The organism is Tenacibaculum litoreum (genome assembly GCF_964513915.1).
Lineage (GTDB): Bacteria > Bacteroidota > Bacteroidia > Flavobacteriales > Flavobacteriaceae > Polaribacter > Polaribacter litoreum.
This window is the reverse complement of record NZ_CAZEQS010000001.1, coordinates 253009-273644: the sequence shown is the minus strand read 5'-3', so window position 1 is coordinate 273644 and position 20636 is coordinate 253009. Positions and strand designations below refer to the sequence as shown.

The following is a 20636-nucleotide window of genomic DNA, read 5'->3' as shown; positions in this document are numbered from 1 at the left end:
CTCCGTTGATGCTGCCTGATTTCTCTCCTCCGATGCCACAGTTGTCTGTCCACGTAGTACTTACCACATCTGGCCATGCTTGGTTACATTCTTCCAGCATGATGTCGTCTTGATCGGCGATTACTGGAGCTTCATCGTCTGGTGTAACTGTAAATGTTCTTTCACAAGAAACTACTTGCTCACACTCATCAGAAACTTCATATCTTAAAATTATACTTCCTCCACAAACATCTGGTGCTTCAAGAGTGTTTACATCAACTTCATTTTCACCTATGTAATACTTCTCAACTACAGTTCCATTTCCTCCTGAATTTGAAAACCCAGATAACCAAGTAGTAAAAGCATTATTGATATCTTCTTGTGAAGTACATTCTGGTATTGTTTGGTTTTCTGGACAAACTTGATTTAAAGGAATTAAAGGCTCTCCATTCACCTCAAAATCATCTTCTGCTGTACAACCAAAAACTCCTGGAGCGAACTCTAAGGTTGCTGCTACACTATACGTTCCTGCTTCAGTTACTTCTAATGTGTTTCCTGTTTCTCCTTCTAACTCTTCTCCATCTTTATACCACACATATGTAAAGGTATTTCCTTCTGGAGTTGCAGTTGCTGTTAATGTAATACTGTCTTCTGTACACCCTAAATCTTCACCTTCAATTTCCACTGTTACTTCAGGTGTATCTGCTAAACTAAATGGTCCTGCCAAATCTTTTAGCTCTGCAGTAAATGAATCAGAAGATCTTGTTTTCACAATTACACTTCCTAACGGACTTATACAATCTATTCCTGGAGTACTACTTGAATCAAAACCTAATGCTGATGCGTTGATTGCTATTTCTGCAAAAGTAGTTTGAGAGTAGTCAGTCACTATATTTCCTCCTTTATTAATTGTTCCCCAAGGCCCTGCAGGTACTGAACCAGCATCATTTACTTGAGAAAATACAGCATCTGGTGCTCCTTGTCTTAATTGTATTTCAGCATACCCATAATTTCCTGCTCCATTACCTCCATCATATTGCACATATCCGTTATTATCTTGTTTAAATTCAAATGGTCTAAAGGGCAACGTGTTATGTGTATCAAAATAAGAGTCTGGAACCCCTACCAGTTCAACCCAAACATATAATTTGATTATTGCATTAGCTCCTCCATTAGCATAATTAACAGAAAGGATAATATCTCCATGTTGAAGTACTGAACCGTCTGGGTTAAATACATATGGAGTTCTTCCTCCTGTAGCTGATAAGTCCACCTCTGATTGAATAGTTCCACCTACTAAGTTTACTTTTTCTCTAAAATATTCGAAGTCTAAATAACTATCTCCACTATCGTTTCTTGTTGATGCTCCTAAAAAAGCCCATTCATTTGTCCCTACTGTAGCTCCTTCTCTTCTTAAATGTCCAAAAACATCTATAATATCATTTTTTTGAGGTACAGAGGCATCTGTAATTGTCCAAGTATTTGGATTATCATTATTTTTATCTGACCCTCCTGTAAATACATTTGAATCTGTATTATTACCTTGAGCATTCTGGTCTCTAATAAAAACAGCATCAATCCAAAGCCTTCCATCTACGACCGTGTAAATAGGAACACTCATTCTAATTTCAGCAGAAGCATTATCATCTACTAATAGATTTGCTGTTACGGCTGTAGGAGTTTCGTCAATTACTCCTTTTCCTGAATCTCCTAAAAACCAATCATCTGTTCCAAATGGGAAGACTGCTCCATTTGGAAAGGATACTATTCCTGAATACACATCAGCATCAACACCAAAGTTTGCTTGAACTGTTGTTTCTGTATTTACTATTTGTGCATTCACTGCATTTGTTACAAAGAAAAAAAGCACGACAAGAAGACCTGTCATACTATATAGGCAACTTTTAAAACCTTCATCAATGCAGTTTTTTAACGTTTTTAACCCTCTCCTTTTACAGGCAGGTTCTGTATCATTAAGCAACATATTGTAATATTTTACATGGTATTATTCTTTAATTTTTTGTTATTAAAGGGGTTACACATCTAGCTGATACATAGAGTAGATCAGCTGTAAAATATCTATTAAAGAGGTTGTTAAATAACTAAAAGTATTATCCTTCGTTTTAAGAGAGGTTACAAAATAAAGAGGTTAAAAGGGATATCTTCTTGTTGAGAGGTTAGAAAAACTCATGTAAGAAATACGAGTTAGGAGAGCAAAGTTAGTCAATTAACATTTGTTTAACAACCTCACTCACAAACACTAAAGATAAAAAGGGGTTTTCCCCCTATATCTAAAAACATGTCCTTAAAGTCATTTAATAACTACGGAGCTATTATTTATTGAAGTAAAAGGTTTGATCTTTTTTCAGGTAAAATACTTAACTATAAAGGTTTTTTATTGATTTCTTTGTACACCTCAACCAAACCTTCAGCTTCTTTTTTTGCACTCCAACTTTCTTGAATTTCTTTTCGAGCATTGTCTCCTAAATAAGGGGATTTCTTATTTATTAAATTCGTAATTATTTGTTGAAGTTCAACTATGTTTCCTGAAGTAAACAAGTATCCAGATTCTAAATCTGTTATCAACTCAGAATGTACTCCAACATTATTTGTAGCCACTACTGTATTTCCGCATGCCATTGCTTCTGCACAGACTAAAGAAAACCCTTCTGTAAAAGATGGAACTACTGAAATTCTAGCTGCTTGGTAATATGAAACAATATCAGATGTTTCATCAATAAAATAAACTTGACTTTTAACCTTATTTTTTTCGACTATTTCTTTTAACTCTTCCAAGAAAGGTGGTTTGTCTACTTTCCCAACAACAACCAATGCCCAATCTTTATTTTCCTTTAATTTAGGAGCTACAGCTTCTAACAATATTTTTTGTCCTTTTGCTTTTCTTACTCTACCTGCACAAAGAATAATATTCTTTTGAGCAATGTTACTTAACTTTTTTTCTGGATTAGGAATAAAAAGATTTGTATCCACACCATGCGGTACCTTTACGTTAGACATCCCTAAACTTTTATGCATTGAGCTTGTTAGTGTAATAACCACATCTGATTTCTTCAATAAAAACTTGGTAAATCCTGATGGCTCTGTTTCAGCATGTCGTGTAGCTACTAATTTGAACTTTGCTCCTAAAACTCGATACCATAACATTTTTAAAACTTCATTGTTACGGTGACAATGAACAACAATATCATCTTTAGAGAATAATAGTTCTTTTAGCTTAGAAGTTGTAATTTTTTCCCCTTCAATACCGTAACCATATAAATAAGTAGTACACAGCTTTTTTAACTGAGGCAGTACATTTTCAATACTTCTTGTAATACCAGTTCTTCTATTGTGAAAATGTGTATGTACAACTATAAGGTTAGAATCCATCTATGCAAATCTTCTTTCAACAATCTCTAACAGTCTATTTTCATATTCTTCTTTTTCAGACCAATCATAATCAGGCTTTATCATTTTGTTAATGAATTTTTTCGCTTCTTTTTCTGTTTTAAAAGTGTTTAGTTGAGAAATAACTCTATTAAAATCATTTTGATCACCATCAAATAAGTGTTTTACAAAAGCTATTCTATCATTTAAATCTATCTGAATCGTTTGTTGAAAATGATCGTTTAGTGATTTCTTAGGTTCTGCTTTGGTAAATAAATCTGTCATTACATCTACCGAAATCGTATCTTGTAACTCATCTTCTAAAGTTGGTGTTTTCCTTTCTCCTACATCTTTTACATCATTCTTTACATCTTCAGCATCGCCATGTAGCAACTCTTCTAATTCATCAAAAGGTTGTTCAATGATATCGTTAGTAATTATTTCTTCATTAATTCCTTGAATTACTTTCTCAGCTATTTCATCTGCCTCTTGCTCAAAACCTTCTTTTAAGTCTTCTTCTAAGTGATGTACTTTTCTCTCCTCTAAAAGCTCTTCCTTCTGTATATTTTCTTCTATCTGTTCTGTAAACTTTTCTACTTTTAGTTCTTCCTGAATTAGCTCTTCTTTCTTTTCTACCTCAGCTATCAAATTACTTACAACTTCTTCCTCAGACTCAACATTTATCTTTTCTTCTTCAACTAAAGCTTCTGCCTTCTTTTTTTCTTCAGCTAATAATACATCTTTTAACAACTCCTCTCTATTTTTTATAGGGTTAGGAGTGTTATTTATGTATTCTTCTACATACGCTAAAACCGAAAGTTTTTCGTAAACCTCATATGCCTTTTGCTTTAACTCAAACACATCTTCTCTATTTTTCATCTGTAAGATACTGTGTGCTAAACTGGTTAAATCTGATGCTAGTTTTTTGTGCATAAGTTGTCGTTTGATTTTAATTTTTGCTCTTAAATTTTAATAAATTTGTTCCTCATTCGAAAGTAATACAAAAATCAATAATTAGAGCTTAAAATTACAAAATGTTTCTTGAAAATACAGTAAATCATACAGAACAATTTGGTTGGATTGAGGTAATTTGTGGCTCAATGTTTTCGGGGAAAACCGAAGAATTAATTCGTAGACTTAAACGTGCTCAGTTTGCTAAACAACGTGTTGAAATTTTCAAACCTGCAGTTGATACAAGATACGATGACGAGGAAGTAGTTTCTCACAATAAAAATAGTATTCGTTCTACACCTGTTCCTGCATCTTCTAATATTAGATTATTAGCCAATGATGTTGATGTTATTGGAATAGATGAAGCCCAATTTTTTGATGATGAAATTGTAGCTGTTTGTAACGATTTAGCTAATAGAGGTATTCGAGTTATAGTTGCTGGTTTAGATATGGACTTTAAAGGCAAGCCTTTTGGACCAATGCCTGCTTTAATGGCAACTGCAGAATATGTTACTAAAGTACATGCCGTATGTACTCGTACGGGGAATTTAGCCCACTATAGTTACAGAAAAGCTCAAAGTGATGACCTAGTTTTTTTGGGAGAAACTCAAGAGTATGAACCACTAAGTAGAGCTGCTTATTACAAAGCCATGAAGGAACACGAAACACACAATAAAAAAGAAAGCAATAATGAATAACAATCACGTTACCGTATTAGAAATTGATGCTAAAGCTGTATTACACAACTTAGCTTATTTTAAACAAAAGCTACAACCTACAACAAAAATTTTGGTCGTTGTTAAAGCTTTTGGTTACGGAAGTGAGTCGACAGAAATTGCCAAAATTGTGCAAGACCATGTTGATTATTTTGCTGTTGCTTATTCTAATGAAGGAATAGCTTTACGTGAAGCAGGAATTACAGCCCCTATTTTGGTCCTAAATCCTCAAATTCAAAATTTAAAAGATATTGTTAAGTATCGTTTAGAGCCCAACTTATACAGTTTTAAAATTTTTGACGCTTTTTTAAAACTTGCTGACGAAGAGCCCTTGATGAATTATCCTATTCATTTAAAATTTAACACAGGGTTAAATAGAGTAGGTTTTTGGCATACTGACGTTCCAACTATTGTAGCTGAGCTAAAAAAATCAAACAATGTAAAAGTTGAATCTATATTTTCTCATTTGGCTGCTAGTGAAGATTTAAACGAACAAGAGTTCACTATAGGTCAAATAAACAACTTTGCTTACATAGTAAAACAAATTTATGAGCATTTAGGATACCAACCTATGATACATATCTTAAATACATCTGGTATTATCAATTATCCACAAGCTCAATTTGACATGGTCCGTCTAGGTATAGGTTTATATGGTTTTGGAAATGATGAGCAAGAAACTGCACAACTTAAAAATACGCATACACTTAAATCTATAATTTCTCAGATTAATATAGTTCAACCAGGTGAAACTGTTGGATACAATAGGGCTTTTGTTGCTAGTGAACCTACAAGAAGTGCTACCATTCCTATAGGACATGCAGATGGTATCTCAAGGAAACTAGGAAATAAAAATGGATTTGTCTTCATTAATAATCAACCAGCTCCTATCATTGGAAATGTTTGTATGGATATGATTATGGTAGATGTTACTAAAATTGATTGTAATGAAGGTGACGAAGTTATTATTTTCAACCACCAACAACACGTAGAATACATGGCTCATAAATGTGAAACAATTTCGTATGAAATACTTACTGCCTTATCTCAACGTATCAAAAGATTGGTAAAAAGTTAATTTTTTTATACTTTTCAATTCAATTAACTATTAAAATTCAAAAATATGGGAATGCTCAAAGAGTTTAAAGACTTTGCAATGAAAGGAAATTTAGTGGACATTGCAGTAGGTTTTGTAATGGGTGCAGCTTTCAAACAAGTGGTAACTTCTTTTACTGGAGGAATTGTTTCTCCTTTAATTGGACTTATTTTCAAAGCTGACTTTAAAGACGTAAAATACGTACTTAAAGAAGGGGTTGCTGATGAAGCAGGTAAAGTAACAGGAGAAGTTGCTATTATGTATGGCGAGTTTTTAACCAATGTTATCGATTTTATTATTGTAGCTTTTGTTATGTTTATGGTTGTAAAAGCGGTCAATGCAATGAAGAAAAAAGAAGAACCAACTCCAGAGGCTCCAAAAGGACCTAGTCAAGAAGAATTATTAGCAGAAATCAGAGATTTACTTAAAAAATAACTCTCATAAATATTTAATTAAAAAAGCTCGCAATTGCGAGCTTTTTTAATTTTAATAATTCTACTTTACACATGCTTTCCTTTCTCCCAACCATGTTTTCCTAAATATTGTTCACCACTTTCAACCGCTCCATCTTCAATACTTGTTCCCATAGAATCATTCCAACGATTTAAATATCCGAAGAGAGAAATTACTCCTAACATTTCAACTATTTCACCTTCATCCCAATATTTATATAGCTCTTCTTTAATTTTCTCATCCACCATATTTGGAACCATAGAAGCTGCCAATGAAAAATCTAACGCAGTACGTTCAGCATCAGAAAATGCTGGATGTGTTTTGTATTCCCAAATATTATCTAATTTTTCTTGTTCTGCTCCATAACGCTCAGCAGCACGAATTGCATGTGCTTGACAATAACGGCAACCTGTAGCATTGCTACTTACCCAAGCAATCATACGTTTTAAAGCAGAAGTTACACGACCATGGTTAGCCATTACCGCTTTATTTAAATTAATAAATGCTTTAGAGATTTCTGGTCTGCGCTGCATAGTTAAAACTGAATTCGGACAAAAACCTAAGGTTTCATTATAAAAATCAGATAATTTTTTAGTTTCCGCATCATGATTCGGATCTAAAGGACTTACTAAAGGCATAGTTTTATTTTTTAAGTTTTTAATACTAACTTTTTACTGTAAGTTTGTGTTACTATTTAAATAATTAAGTCGAAACACACAGAGACTTACTTACGCAATAAACAAAAAATTATCAAGATATGGCAACAAACACAGTTACAACCGTTTGGAAAGAAAACATGCAATTTGAAAGTGACAACCCTAGTGGACACCCAATAGTAATTGACACTTCTGAAGAGCATGGTGGCAATAATTCTGGATTACGACCTAAAGCTATGATGCTTTCATCGTTAGCAGGTTGTTCTGGTTTAGATATAGTGCCTATGCTAGAAAAGATGCGTGTAAAAATTGATGATTTTAAAATTGTTGTTACTGGTGAGTTAACCGAAGAACATCCTAAATATTACCACAAAGTTTTGGTTGATTATCATTTTTATGGAAGTGATTTAGACGAGAAAAAGATCAATAAAGCAGTAGATTTATCTATAGAAAAGTACTGTGGTGTTATGGAAATGTTTAGAAAATTTGCTGATGTAACTACCGCTATTCATTTACATAATAACTAATCTATTTTCGATAAAATTGCTATGCGCTGGACATTAAAACCGCAACCAGACACTATTAAAGTAAAACAATTAGCCAAAGAACTATCTATCGACACAACCTTGGCTAAAATTTTAGTACAACGTGGTATTGAAACCTTTGATGAAGCAAAACATTTTTTTCGTCCTTCATTGAGTGATTTACATGATCCTTTTTTAATGAAAGATATGGAAGTTGCTGTACAGCGTATAGAAAAAGCCGTAAAAAACAACGAGAACATCTTAGTTTTTGGTGATTATGATGTTGACGGAACTACTGCTGTTTCTTTGATATCTTCTTACCTAAAAACAATTCACCCTAATATTGCAACCTATATTCCTGACAGATATGAAGAAGGCTATGGGGTTTCTTTTCAAGGAATTGATTTTGCTGAAGACAATGGTTTTTCGCTCATCATTGCTTTAGACTGTGGTATTAAAGCTATTGATAAAGTAGATCACGCTACAAAAAAAGGAATTGATTTTATTATTTGCGACCACCACAAACCTGGAAGTGAAGTTCCGAAAGCTGTTGCTGTTTTAAATCCTAAACAAGTAGATTGTAACTATCCTTATGATGAACTATGTGGTTGTGGTGTTGGTTTTAAATTGATTCAAGCATTAGCCTCAAAAAGAAACCAAACGATTGAAGACCTAATTCCATATTTAGATTTAGTGGCAACTGCAATTGCAGCTGATATTGTTCCAATGACTGGGGAAAATAGAATACTAGCTTATCACGGATTACAAGTTATAAATTCACAGCCGAGAAATGGTATCAAGGCTATCATTCATCAATTACAAAAAAAGGAACTCACCATTACTGATGTAGTTTTTATCATTGCTCCGCGAATAAATGCTGCTGGTCGTATGAAACACGGAAACTATGCTGTTGAATTATTAACCGAAATGGATTTTGATTCAGCGGTTAAGTTTGCTTCTGCCATTGAAAAATTTAATTCAGATAGAAAAGAATTGGATAGAGCTATTACTCAAGAAGCTTTATTACAAATTGAAAACAATAACGAACAAGAAAATTACACAACAGTTGTTTTTGACGAAAGTTGGCACAAAGGAGTCATTGGTATTGTAGCTTCTCGTCTAACCGAAACCTATTACCGACCAACTTTAGTGTTTACTAAAAGTGGAGAAAAACTAGCTGCCTCAGCTCGTTCAGTAAAAGGTTTTGATGTGTATAACGCCTTGGAACAATGCTCAGAGTTTATCGAACAGTTTGGAGGACATAAATATGCTGCGGGGTTAACCTTGCTACCTGAACAATACCAAAATTTTAAAAATAAGTTTGAAGAAGTTGTTGCTGCCACTATTGATAAAAACTTGTTAACTCCAGAAATAACTATTGATGCTGAAATTGATTTATCAGAAATTACCCCTAAATTCTTCCGTATCATTCAACAAATGGCTCCGTTTGGCCCCCTAAATATGAAACCTGTTTTTACCACAACAGCTGTGAGAGATAATGGTTACGGAAAGCAAGTGGGAGCTGACAGTAATCATTTAAAGTTAAATATCATTTACGGCTCTGACCAAAAAACATATAATGCTATTGGATTTGGTTTGGGCAATAAAATATCAGCTGTACATAACGATTTTGACATTGCTTATACATTAGATGAGAATACTTGGAATGGTTATACTTCTATTCAACTAATGTTAAAAGATTTGAAATAATAAAGCCAGATATTTTTTATTTAGAATTATTCCAAATAAACTTATATATTTGTTATCATTATAAATATAGTTATGGACGGAATTACTAAAATATACGATAACAACATAGGTATTTCTTTTCATTGGAAAGAAAACGATTCAAACTTAGTTCAATTAATTTTTAGAGACACAGGCTTTCATTTGACTGAGCAAGAAATAGAATTATTTTTAGACAAGGTAACTGACTCTAAACTTCAAAAAAATTGCGCTACTTGTAGCAAAGGCAAAGACTGTAGATCCATTTTACTTCAAACCCCCTCTAATAAAGTTAGTATGGCAGTATCATCAATTGAATTATGGCAAATAGACGACCTTTTAAAAGGTACATTGTTTCAATTAAGAATGAATAATTATTTAAATGATATATGTAAAAATTAAAAAGGCTTGCAAAATTTGCAAGCCTTTTTAATTAATTATCTTCCTTAATTAAGTACATATATACTGGATAATGATCACTGTAACCTCCTGTATATTTCCCATAAGAAAAACTTCTAAAAGGGTACCCTTTGTAACGCCCACTCTTTTGTGTTAAAAAGCGCTTGTTAAAGATCCCTGATTTAAACATTTTATAGGTTGAAAAATCTTTTTTCCCTTTATCCAATAAAGGAGAAGTAAACATAATTTGATCAAATAGATTGATATTATCTCTGTATCCTAATGTATTAAATCCACGACGGAACATATCCTCATAAGGGTTATACACATCTCCTTCTTTTACGTTTTTCTTCTTACTCTTTGTTTGTAAAACAGTTTTAAAGCTAGAATTGATAGGATCATCGTTAAAATCTCCCATTATCAAAACTTTTGGATTGGGATCGTTTTCTTTAATTTTTTCTATAATCTGCTTTACTTTATACGCTGCTTTTTCACGTAAAGGTCTACTTTTAGCTTCTCCTCCTCTACGAGATGGCCAGTGATTTACAATAACATGTATTAATTCATCATCTAAATAACCTGATACTAATAAAATATCACGTGTATACACTTTCCTGTTTTGATCGTAAATATTAGGGTTAAACACTTCAAAATGAATTGGTTTAAAATAACGTGGTTGATACAATAAACCTACATCAATACCTCTTTTATCAGGAGAGTCAAAATGGATAATACTATAACGTTTCTTTTTTAACCTTTCTGACGCTACTAAATCTTCTAAAACTTTCTTATTCTCAACTTCAGCTACTCCCAAAATTGCTGGACTAGTCTTAGCTTTTTCAGCCCCTAATTGAGAAATAACTTCTCCCAATTTATCTATTTTATCTAAATAAACCTCTTCTTTATCTCCTTTCATTTCCATGATAGGACTCGCTTCATCATTCTTTTCAGGATCATTCTTGGTATCAAAAAGGTTTTCTAAATTGTAAAAACCAACAGTTCTTATTTTATATTTTTTTGCCCCTTGCTGCGCATATGAAGAAAAAACAACAAGAGTTAAGACTAAAAGTAAAGCTATATTTCTCATTTAATAAATTTTACGCGACAAAAGTAAAAACAATTTTCAAGCCAAAACCTATAATTTACACAAAACTAGCTTTCATAACTTTAACTTAATATTAACATAACCATAATTTTCGTAATTTTGCCTCCCTTTTACCGTATTTTACGGCAGTGGGAATTAATATATTCAAATATTTTATAAACAATCATTTATGAGAAATTTTACGATAACAATGTTATTGCTTTTTTCTGGCTTGTGTAGCTTGAATGCGCAGAATATTGTAAAGGGGATCGTAATAAACGGCGATTCTGAAAATCCTATGCAAGGTGTTTCTGTAAGTGTAAAAAAAGCTAACGTCTCTAGTTCTACAGACGCTAGTGGAGCTTTTACACTAAATGGTTTACCAAACGGAAGACAAATTGTAACGGTATCATTAAACGGGTATGAAACCCAAAACTTTCCAGTTGAACTATCTGGAAAAACAGTAGATTTAGGAACAATCTTTATGTATGAAGATTTGTCTGAAGATCAAGATTTAAGTACCATCACTATTACAGATGATGAATTAAATGATGATACAAGTGCTGCTGATAACATTTCTGGATTACTACAAGCTTCTAGAGATGTATATTTACGTACAGCCGCTTTTGAGTGGAGTGGTTCTTTTTATAGAGTACGTGGTTTAGATTCTGAAAACGGTAAAGTTTTAATTAATGGAATTGAAATGAACAAACTATACAACGGAAGACCTCAATGGAGTAACTGGGGAGGGTTAAACGATGTATTACGTAACCAAGAATTTAGTAATGGCCTAACTCCTTCAAACTATGCTTTTGGTGGTGTTTTAGGTTCTACAAACATTAACACTAGAGCTTCTGAGTATAGTGAAGGAGGACGTATTTCTTACGCTTCTTCTAATAGAAGTTATAACCATCGTCTAATGGCAACATACTCTTCTGGTTTATTAGCTAACGGATGGGCTATAACTGTTTCTGGTAGTAGAAGAGCTGGTAATGAAGGATATGTAGATGGTACTTTTTATGATGCTAACTCTATCTTTTTGTCACTTGAAAAACAAATTAACGATGCTCACAGCTTAAACTTAACAGTGATTGCTGCAGAAAACGAAAGAGGAAAATCTTCACCAAATACTCAAGAAGTTTTTGATATTAAAGGAATTCGTTATAACTCATATTGGGGAAAACAAGGAGACAAAAACAGAAACTCTAGAGTTAAAAGATTATACGAGCCAATCGTTATGTTAAATCACTATTGGAATCTTTCTGATAACACAAGATTAAACACAAATGTTGGTTTTCAATTTGGAGAAATCGGTAATAGTCGTTTAGACTATAACGGTGCTAACAATCCTGATCCTACGTATTACAGAAAGTTACCAAGCTGGTATTTATCAGATCCTAATGGACCAGATTATGAAAACGCATACAAATCATTAACTGGTTTCCAAAATGATGGACAAATTGATTGGAATGAATTATATATTGGAAACGAAGGAAGTCCAGAAAATGCTCGTGTAATTTTATATGAAGATAGAAACGATGATCAGCAATTAACAGCTAATATGATTTTATCTTCAGAGTTAAATGAAAATATTACACTAACAGCAAGTGGTGAGTATAGAAAGTTAAAGTCTGAAAACTTTGCTTCTCCAATAGATATGCTTGGAGCTACAGGTTATTTGGATGTGAATACTTTTGGTGATAATTTTGATCAACAACAAAGTAACCTTTTAACTCCTAATAGAACAATTGGATTAGGAGACCGCTTTAAATACAACTATATCTTCAATTCTGAAGTATATGGCGGTTTTGCTCAGTTACAATTCAAATACAACAAAGTTGATTTTTATGTAGCAGGACAAGCGAACAATACTACACACCAAAGAGAAGGTTTATTCCAAAACGGATATTTTCCAACTAATTCTTATGGAAAATCAAAAAAATTAGATTTCTTTAACTACGGAGCCAAAGGAGGATTAACCTATAAAATCTCTGGTCGTCACTTAATTGATATAAACGGAGGTTATATTACAAAAGCACCATCTTTACGTAACTCTTTTGCCAACTCAAGAGCTAACAATGTTACAGTTGCTGATGTTGCTGAATTAAATAGTGAAAAAATATTATCTGGAGATGTTAGCTATGTTTTCAGAAGCCCTTTAATCACATCAAGAGTTACAGGTTACTATACAGATATTAAAGATGCTACAGAAATTTCATTCTTCTTTGCTGATGGTATTGGAGGAGACACTTCAGCTTTTATCCAAGAAATATTAACCGGTATTGATAAGAGACACTTTGGTGTTGAGTTTGGAATTGAAGCACAAGTTACTCCTACAATTAAACTAAAGGGAGCCGCTAACGTTGGTCAATATACTTACAACAATAACCCTAATTTAGTTATTACAACTGAGAATGCTTCTACACCTGGTTTTATCAATGGTAAAAGAGATATGGGACCTGCTTCTCTTAAAGATTATAAACTTGCTGCTGGCCCTCATAAGGCTTACTCTTTTGGTTTTGAATATAGAGATCCAGATTATTGGTTTGTTAGTATTACTGCAAACTATATGGATGAAGCTTATGTAGATGTTTCTCCTATTAGAAGAACCGCTAACTTTGTGAGTGACGCAGATGGAGCTGCTTTTGCAGATTACGACCCAGTGTTAGCTAGACAATTATTAACTCAAGAACAATTTGATGATTATATGGTTGTAAATGCCATAGGGGGGAAATCATGGAAAGTAGGCAATGGTAAATACATTGGTTTATTTGCTAGTGTTAGTAATTTATTCAACGAAGAATACAAAACAGGAGGTTTCGAGCAAGGGAGAAATGCAAATTATCACCAATTACGCGACGATAATGCTAACGGAACACCAACCTTTGGAAATAAATACTGGTATGGTAGAGGTACTACTTATTTCTTAAACTTAAATTATAGATTCTAAAAAAACACTCAAAATGAAAAAAATAAATTTATACAAGATTTTTGCAGTACTTTTTATTGCAATTTCTGCTTCATGTGTTGACAATAACGATTTTGAATTACCAACTATTGGACCAGACAAACAGTACGAAAACTTAAAGTCTTTAGACGAAATTATTGCACAATACAATGGTGATCCTGTAGAGTTTGTAGAGGACGTTACTGTATATGGTTATGTAGTTTCTGATGACAGAGAAGGGAACTTTTTTAAATCAATCATTATTCAAGACAAACCAGAAAACCCAACTGTTGGTTTAGAAGTAAGAATAGATGACACTAATTTAGGGGCTCGCTACAATGTGGGGAGAAAAGTATATATTAAACTAAAAGGACTTGCTTTAAGTAAATACTTTGCTTCTTTTCAAATAGGTGTTTTGAACGGGAATAGTACTGATAGAATTGACACTAATGAATATATTAGTTATATCGATAGATCATCAGAAATTGTAGATATCGTTCCTACTACATTAACCATTGGTGAATTAACTGATAACCATATTAATACTTTAGTTAAAATTGAAGGATTACAGTCTGAAGAAAAAGGATTAACCTATGCTAATCCTGATGATACTTTTTCTGTGAACAGAAACTTTGTAAGCTGCGAAACTTTTGAGTCTATTATCATGAGAACAAGTGGTTTTTCAACTTTTAAATCTTATCCTATTCCTGATAAAAAAGGAAGCGTTACTGCTATTTTAGGGAAATTTAGTAGCGACTATCAATTATACATAAGAGATACAAATGATGTTAACTTTACTGAAGAATACGGGTGTAACAACAACCCTACTGAAGCTTCTTTAGCAGAAGTTAAAGCTTTATATACTGGTAGTGAAACTACAGTTACTAAAAACTTAAAGTTAAAACTTGTAATTACTTCAGACCTTTCTACAGATAATATTTCAAATCAAAATGCTTTTGCTCAAGACGCAACAGCTGGTATTGCTTTACGTTTTAGTGATGCTTACGATTTAAAATTAGGAGACGAAATAGAAATTGCAGTTGGTGGCGCTAAATTAAGTGACTATAACGGTTTATTACAATTAAACGTTTCTCCATCTAGTATTCTTAACACAACAGCAGGAACATTACCTACTCCTGAAATAATTACAATAGCACAAGCTTTAACAGGAGATTACCAAGGTAAATTAGTACAAATTGAAGGAGTACAGTTCAAAGACAATACTAAAAATTATGACGGTAGTAATCTGCTAATTTCTGAATGTGACGGAGATGAATTAACAACTTTTGTTAGAGGTCAAGCTACGTTTGCTAACAACCCTGTAAGTGACAAAAGAGGAACTATTACAGGAGTAATGTCTGACTTTAATGGAGTTCAAATCTATTTAAGAAATGAAACTGATGTTAACTTTACAGAAGACTATACTACTTGTGGTGGAGGTGGTTCTACTGGTGATGCTGATTTATATATCTCTGAATATGCAGAAGGTAGTAGTAATAATAAATATATTGAGATTTATAATGGCACAGGTGCTGACGTAGATTTAACTAACTATACTGTTGGATTATATGGTAATGGTTCAGCTACTGTGGGTAACACAATCGATTTAAGTACCATTAAAAGTACCTTAGCTGACGGTGAAGTAATTGTAATTTATAATGGAGGAGCTTCTGATGCTGCTATTACTGGTTCAGGAGGAACTACTTCTACTGTAACTTACTTTAATGGAGACGACGCTATCGCTTTATTAAAAAGTGGTACTGTTATAGATGTAGTTGGTAATATTGGAGAAGACCCAGGTAGTTACTGGGCTGTAGCTGGTGTAGCTGATGGAACAAAAGAACACACTTTAGTTCGTAAAGCTTCAATTACAAAGGGTAATACCGATTGGGCTGCTAGTGCTGGTACCGATTCAACGAACTCTGAATGGGAAGTAAAAGCTCAAGATGATTTTACTTCTATTGGAATAAGATAATTTGTAATTTCTTATAAAAAACTAAAAGCCCAAGTTTTAAAAACTTGGGCTTTTTTGTTCTCTTTTTAAAATTACTTTTTAATTAATTGCTGTGTATACATTTTCCCAGTGTCATCAAGAGACACAAAATAGATTCCAGCTGATAACTTTGAAACATCTATATTGTTACTTCTAGAACTCATTTTTACTTTTTGAAGTAACTTTCCATTTACATTATAAATAGTAACCTCTTTATTTTTCCACAACTCATTATTTACTTGTAAAACTATAGAATTTCCTTCTATAGGGTTAGGTGAAAAATCAATTACATTTTTATTATCTACTAAAATTTGTTCAATACTTGATTTAGTGATTTTAGCATTTCCACAATTCCCGATACTATTCCATCCACTTGAAGTTCTCTCATACAGAACATTAAAATAAACAACCCTATCACCAACCTGATAGTTTTGGGAAGAATCATATTGAGGTACCCCATCACAAATATTTGTGCTCGTTCCCCCATCTCCTTCAATAATATTTATAGTATAATCTTCAACCTCACCATAATCAAATGAACCACAAGAAGAAGGTGTAGCATTATATCGCATAGACACTCTCATTCTTGTGTTACCTAATTTTGCATTGGCTGGAATAGTAAAAGTACCGTTCACTGAGCTATCTGTAGAAGCACTTTTAACCCATACTTGCTCTCCACTGTCTTCAAAATCAGAATCCTGATTATAATCAATCCAAACAGTATATCCTTCTTTGTAAACTGTACCTGTCCATTTTGGAGTAACGGTAATTGTATTAGAACTTCCTTGCTCTATATCAGTAGAAATATTAGTAAAATCTTCATATCCATTTGTAGCTCCTGAATTATTATTAATTGACCCAAGTGTTACATTCTGAATATATTCATCATTTACATTATTTCCTTTTGAATCACAATACGTTGGTACACTAACACTTCCTTTACTTTTTGCAACTTCAATTAAGTACTCTAAACCAAGTTTTGCAAATTTTGCCGCATGCGTAGCATTTGCAGTTGGAAATCGGTCAGACGTATCGTTCACTGTATGAATATAAGGACTCGATCCATTAAATGAAGCTTCAAAAGGAAAAGCTGCATCATACCCTTGTTGTGCCCAACTATAATGATCAGAACAACCATAATTACATCGTGTATAATCATAGGTAAACTGGTGACTTCCTGAAGCATTGTAATGATCCATAAGACTAGCTAAAAAAGCATTAAGGGTACTACTGTTATAACTATCATCAGAAATATATACATCTTTTGGTGATCCTTTATAATTTGTCATATCAAACTGCACATACGATAAAACATTAACATTTCTATTTTTATAATCCTGAGCAATTTCTTTTGAACCTCTTAACCCCACCTCTTCTGCAGCAAAGGCCATAAACTCAATAGTTCTTTTTGGTTGAAAATTCATTTGAAAAAGTACCCTTGCCATTTCTGTAATTGTAGCAATACCAGAAGCGTTGTCATCTGCACCAGGAGCATTAGTTTCTCTTTCTGGACTAACAGAATCAATATGACCACCAATAATTACATATTCATTTGGAAGATCACTTCCCTGAATTGTCATAACTACAGAAGGCATAGTGGTACTACTGTGATTAACTATTCTAACACTAACATCAGATCTACCACTAGCCATTGTTTCCCATTTTTGTTTTAAATCTTGAACAGCTTGTGTTGCCTTTTGAGTTGTATGGTATCTCGTACCGTAGTTTTCAAGTTCTACAATATGATTAGCAATATTTGTATTATTCACTAAACCTAAACTTTGACTCACAAGTTGGTCTTCACTAATTGTATAAGATGCCCTCTGTTGATAAGCTTTTTTACTTTGTAGTTTCTGAATTGTTTGTAAAGCATCTTTTTCAGAAGATTCATAAATAAATCCAGGACCATGAGTTAAAATCATATGATGCAATTTTTCAGCCGCATGATGACTTAATTTTACAGCACTAAAACCATTTGTGGAGGAAAGAATTTTAATATCAGAAGGAGCAACTTTTTGTAGTTTTAAGGCATCCTTGGTTTCAATAGTACCATAAAACATTTTTTCTTGGCTGTAAACATTAGAAAAACTAAGGCACAGCAATAGTAACGAAAGTAGTAAATACTTTTTTTTCATTTTTGAAGGGTATTAATGTTAATTATAAATTTTCTGTAAGTTATTAAAAATTAACATTATAACATCAAAATATTTTAAACCTCTAATTTAATCACAAATTAAATTTTAAAAACTTATCTGTTCTAACACTCAATAAGTTTTGTGGTATGTTTTATTTTTTTCGCATCTTTATATGAGCATAAACTTTCATTATTAATGTATTCAAAACATAGAATAACCAGCGCCTTTAAAAAAGCAAAAGAACTTCCTTTACATAAAGAATCTAAATACATTTTATTTTCTGATTGCCATAGAGGTGATAACAGTTTTGCTGATGATTTTGCGCGTAATCGAAAAATATATCACTATGCTTTATCTCAATATTTTCAGAAAGAATTTACCTATATAGAATTAGGAGATGGTGATGAGCTTTGGGAAAATAAATTTGTAAATATTTTCAACGCAAATAAATATATATACCTATTACTCCAAAAATTTCATCAAAAAAATAGATTGCATTTTATCTGGGGAAATCATGACATGAATTATAGAAAGCAAAAAAATGTTGCTAAAAACTTTAATTCTTATTATGATACTATTGACGGAAAGAAGAAAGAGCTGATGCCAAATGTTTCTTTTTCTGAAGCTATTAAATTAGTACAAAATAACGGCAAATCTATCTTCTTACTCCACGGTCATCAAGCAGATTGGTTTAATTATACTTTTTGGAAGTTTAGTAGGTTTTTAGTTCGTTTTTTATGGCGTCCGCTTCAAGTTTATGGAATTAAAGACCCTACAAGCCCTGCAAAAAACTTTAAAGGGTTGATAAGAGTAGAGCGTCGTTTAGAAAAGTGGATTAAAAATAATAATGACCAAATGATTATTACAGGTCATACACACCGTCCTAGGTTTCCATCAAAAAATGAGCTTCCTCATTTTAATGATGGTAGTTGTGTACACCCAAGATGCATTACTGGTTTAGAAATTGAAAACAATGAAATAACTCTTATTAAATGGCATGTAGTAACCAACGAAGATGGTACTATGCAAATAACAAGAACTATTCTCGAGGGTCCAAAAAAAATAACTAACTACATTTAACCTCGTAACTTTTTATTAACTCAAATCTTGTATCACATAACAGTTTATTAAATTGTACTTAATATTTACATCAAAAAAAGAGAATACTTTTGAATTACCTCATCTTAGAGGTGTACAGTCATTATAAATTTATTAGTTTTTGTCGACTATTTATTTGACTTACCATATACTGCCTTGAAAACAAGGCAGTTTTTTAATATTAGGTTAACACTAAGTTAACATAAGGGTTGGTTATTTGCCGCGACAAAAACTAATAAACAACATCTAATGAACTGTAAGACAATACTTACCTCTGTAAGTATGTTTGTGTTACTTTACACAAATGCACAACAAACAAACGCCCCAAAATTTGGAAAAGGTATATTTAATCTAGTTGGAAAAGATAGTACTTGGTCTATGAATATGGGAGCTAGAATGCAATTTTTAGCTACCGCAGAATGGGATTCTAACAAAGATGGACTATATAACCCATCGTCTTCAATGCTAGTAAGGAGAGCTCGTTTAAAATTTAAAGGATTTGCTTTTTCTCCTAAATTAAAATATAAAATGGAACTTGGGTTATCTAATAGAGATATTAGCGGTGCTTCAGAACATACAGGAAATGCGCCAAGATATATTTTAGATGCCGTTCTAAAGTGGAATTTTCATCAAAATTTTGAACTATGGTTTGGACAAACCAAACTACCAGGAAACCGTGAACGTGTTATTTCTTCAGCTGATATGCAATTAGTAGATCGTTCTTTATTAAATAAACGATTTAATATTGATAGAGATATGGGTATACAGTTAAGACACCATTTTAATTTATCTGATAAATTTCTTGTAAGAGAAGCACTAGCATTTTCTCAAGGTGAAGGAAGAAATGTTACTGTAGGAAACTTAGGAGGGCATCAATATACCGCTCATCTAGAACTTTTACCTTTTGGGAAATTTGAAGGTAAAGGAGATTATGTAGGTGGAGACCTTAAAAGAGAGCAAACACCTAAGCTTGCTATTGGTATGAGTTACGACTTTAATAACAATGCCGTAAAAACCAGAAGTAACCAAGGTACTTATATGGTTAATGATGAAGGTTATTACCAAACAAACATTTCAACCTTTTTTATGGATGCTATGTTTAAGTACAAAGGGTTCTCTTTTATGGGAGAATATTCATACAGAGATGCAAAAGATCCTATTGCAAAAAACTCAGACGGTACACCTACAGGAGAAATTGTACAAGTCGGAAGCGGTTTAAACCTTCAATCAGGTTATTTATTTGATAAAAACTGGGAAGTATCTGGTCGTTTCACCAATATTTCTTTAGACGAAAACATTACAGGAAAAGGAACTGAAAATCAATACACAATAGGTTTATCAAAGTATATCGTTGGACACAAATTAAAAGTACAAACCGACATTAGTTACTTAGATATAGCGACTGCTACAAATCAATTAATGTATAGATTACAGGTAGACATACACTTTTAAAAGATAACATAAACATAACATGAGAGCGTTCTTGTGTAACT

General features: G+C 32.7%; 15 protein-coding genes and 1 pseudogene. 10 read left to right on the top strand and 6 right to left on the bottom strand.

Annotated elements, in window-relative coordinates:
• From ACKTTR_RS01160 to ACKTTR_RS01150, 3 genes and pseudogenes are all read right to left on the bottom strand, one after another.
• Positions 1-1867 (bottom strand): annotated as a pseudogene (locus ACKTTR_RS01160) (hypothetical protein); the annotation flags it as partial.
• 494 nt (positions 1868-2361) lie between these two features.
• Positions 2362-3369: a glycosyltransferase family 4 protein gene (locus tag ACKTTR_RS01155; protein ID WP_408026134.1), complete on the bottom strand. Its 1008-nt coding sequence runs from the start codon at positions 3367-3369 to the stop codon at positions 2362-2364.
• On the bottom strand, positions 3370-4299 hold the full coding sequence (locus tag ACKTTR_RS01150; RefSeq protein WP_408026133.1) for a hypothetical protein: 930 nt from the start codon (positions 4297-4299) through the stop codon (positions 3370-3372).
• A gap of 101 nt (positions 4300-4400) precedes the next feature.
• On the opposite strand from ACKTTR_RS01150, the gene ACKTTR_RS01145 reads away from it, so the two are divergent.
• The 3 genes from ACKTTR_RS01145 to mscL are packed head-to-tail and all read left to right on the top strand — an operon-like array spanning position 4401 to position 6564.
• Positions 4401-5015 (top strand): thymidine kinase, encoded by a 615-nt coding sequence (locus ACKTTR_RS01145; RefSeq protein WP_408026132.1) that lies wholly within the window; start codon positions 4401-4403, stop codon positions 5013-5015.
• Positions 5008-6111, top strand: a complete 1104-nt coding sequence (alr, locus tag ACKTTR_RS01140) for an alanine racemase (RefSeq protein ID WP_408026131.1) — start codon at positions 5008-5010, stop codon at positions 6109-6111. Before ACKTTR_RS01145 ends, alr begins: the two co-directional genes overlap by 8 nt.
• Positions 6112-6162: 51 nt before the next feature.
• Positions 6163-6564, top strand: a complete 402-nt coding sequence (mscL, locus tag ACKTTR_RS01135) for a large-conductance mechanosensitive channel protein MscL (protein ID WP_408026139.1) — start codon at positions 6163-6165, stop codon at positions 6562-6564.
• Between the two features lie 65 nt (positions 6565-6629).
• Here the strand turns inward: mscL and ACKTTR_RS01130 are convergent, their stop codons facing one another.
• The gene (locus tag ACKTTR_RS01130) at positions 6630-7220 is read right to left on the bottom strand and encodes a carboxymuconolactone decarboxylase family protein (protein ID WP_408026130.1); all 591 of its coding nucleotides are present in this window, start codon (positions 7218-7220) and stop codon (positions 6630-6632) included.
• Positions 7221-7339: 119 nt separating this feature from the next.
• Here ACKTTR_RS01130 and ACKTTR_RS01125 point away from each other — a divergent pair, with 119 nt between their 5' ends.
• From ACKTTR_RS01125 to ACKTTR_RS01115, 3 genes are all read left to right on the top strand, one after another.
• On the top strand, positions 7340-7765 hold the full coding sequence (locus ACKTTR_RS01125; RefSeq protein ID WP_281980078.1) for an OsmC family protein: 426 nt from the start codon (positions 7340-7342) through the stop codon (positions 7763-7765).
• A 21-nt stretch (positions 7766-7786) separates the two neighbouring features.
• Positions 7787-9472 carry a single-stranded-DNA-specific exonuclease RecJ gene (recJ, locus tag ACKTTR_RS01120; protein ID WP_408026129.1) on the top strand — a complete coding sequence of 562 codons (1686 nt, stop codon included), beginning with the start codon at positions 7787-7789 and terminating at the stop codon, positions 9470-9472.
• Positions 9473-9544: 72 nt separating this feature from the next.
• Positions 9545-9889 (top strand): hypothetical protein, encoded by a 345-nt coding sequence (locus ACKTTR_RS01115; protein WP_408026128.1) that lies wholly within the window; start codon positions 9545-9547, stop codon positions 9887-9889.
• Positions 9890-9920: 31 nt separating this feature from the next.
• Here the strand turns inward: ACKTTR_RS01115 and ACKTTR_RS01110 are convergent, their stop codons facing one another.
• Complete coding sequence (locus tag ACKTTR_RS01110) at positions 9921-10973, bottom strand: endonuclease/exonuclease/phosphatase family protein (RefSeq protein ID WP_408026127.1); 1053 nt, start codon at positions 10971-10973, stop codon at positions 9921-9923.
• Positions 10974-11160: 187 nt separating this feature from the next.
• Here ACKTTR_RS01110 and ACKTTR_RS01105 point away from each other — a divergent pair, with 187 nt between their 5' ends.
• Together ACKTTR_RS01105 and ACKTTR_RS01100 are read left to right on the top strand one after the other, a co-directional pair.
• On the top strand, positions 11161-13920 hold the full coding sequence (locus tag ACKTTR_RS01105; RefSeq protein WP_408026126.1) for a carboxypeptidase-like regulatory domain-containing protein: 2760 nt from the start codon (positions 11161-11163) through the stop codon (positions 13918-13920).
• A gap of 13 nt (positions 13921-13933) precedes the next feature.
• On the top strand, positions 13934-15892 hold the full coding sequence (locus ACKTTR_RS01100; RefSeq protein WP_408026125.1) for a DUF5689 domain-containing protein: 1959 nt from the start codon (positions 13934-13936) through the stop codon (positions 15890-15892).
• Between the two features lie 71 nt (positions 15893-15963).
• On the opposite strand, the gene ACKTTR_RS01095 is transcribed toward ACKTTR_RS01100, so the two are convergent.
• On the bottom strand, positions 15964-18045 hold the full coding sequence (locus ACKTTR_RS01095; RefSeq protein ID WP_408026124.1) for a M20/M25/M40 family metallo-hydrolase: 2082 nt from the start codon (positions 18043-18045) through the stop codon (positions 15964-15966).
• A 195-nt stretch (positions 18046-18240) separates the two neighbouring features.
• Between ACKTTR_RS01095 and ACKTTR_RS01090 the strand changes: the two genes are divergently transcribed.
• Both ACKTTR_RS01090 and ACKTTR_RS01085 read left to right on the top strand, forming a co-directional pair.
• On the top strand, positions 18241-19125 hold the full coding sequence (locus ACKTTR_RS01090) for a metallophosphoesterase (protein ID WP_408026123.1): 885 nt from the start codon (positions 18241-18243) through the stop codon (positions 19123-19125).
• Between the two features lie 267 nt (positions 19126-19392).
• On the top strand, positions 19393-20595 hold the full coding sequence (locus ACKTTR_RS01085; protein WP_408026122.1) for a porin: 1203 nt from the start codon (positions 19393-19395) through the stop codon (positions 20593-20595).
• The last annotated feature ends 41 nt before the right edge of the window (positions 20596-20636 follow it).

Coding starts and splice junctions, on each gene's coding strand:
- ACKTTR_RS01155 (WP_408026134.1), bottom strand. CDS start 3,369: ATGGATTCTAACCTTATAGTTGTACATACACATTTTCACAATAGAAGA.
- ACKTTR_RS01150 (WP_408026133.1), bottom strand. CDS start 4,299: ATGCACAAAAAACTAGCATCAGATTTAACCAGTTTAGCACACAGTATC.
- ACKTTR_RS01145 (WP_408026132.1), top strand. CDS start 4,401: ATGTTTCTTGAAAATACAGTAAATCATACAGAACAATTTGGTTGGATT.
- alr (WP_408026131.1), top strand. CDS start 5,008: ATGAATAACAATCACGTTACCGTATTAGAAATTGATGCTAAAGCTGTA.
- mscL (WP_408026139.1), top strand. CDS start 6,163: ATGCTCAAAGAGTTTAAAGACTTTGCAATGAAAGGAAATTTAGTGGAC.
- ACKTTR_RS01130 (WP_408026130.1), bottom strand. CDS start 7,220: ATGCCTTTAGTAAGTCCTTTAGATCCGAATCATGATGCGGAAACTAAA.
- ACKTTR_RS01125 (WP_281980078.1), top strand. CDS start 7,340: ATGGCAACAAACACAGTTACAACCGTTTGGAAAGAAAACATGCAATTT.
- recJ (WP_408026129.1), top strand. CDS start 7,787: ATGCGCTGGACATTAAAACCGCAACCAGACACTATTAAAGTAAAACAA.
- ACKTTR_RS01115 (WP_408026128.1), top strand. CDS start 9,545: ATGGACGGAATTACTAAAATATACGATAACAACATAGGTATTTCTTTT.
- ACKTTR_RS01110 (WP_408026127.1), bottom strand. CDS start 10,973: ATGAGAAATATAGCTTTACTTTTAGTCTTAACTCTTGTTGTTTTTTCT.
- ACKTTR_RS01105 (WP_408026126.1), top strand. CDS start 11,161: ATGAGAAATTTTACGATAACAATGTTATTGCTTTTTTCTGGCTTGTGT.
- ACKTTR_RS01100 (WP_408026125.1), top strand. CDS start 13,934: ATGAAAAAAATAAATTTATACAAGATTTTTGCAGTACTTTTTATTGCA.
- ACKTTR_RS01095 (WP_408026124.1), bottom strand. CDS start 18,045: ATGAAAAAAAAGTATTTACTACTTTCGTTACTATTGCTGTGCCTTAGT.
- ACKTTR_RS01090 (WP_408026123.1), top strand. CDS start 18,241: ATGTATTCAAAACATAGAATAACCAGCGCCTTTAAAAAAGCAAAAGAA.
- ACKTTR_RS01085 (WP_408026122.1), top strand. CDS start 19,393: ATGAACTGTAAGACAATACTTACCTCTGTAAGTATGTTTGTGTTACTT.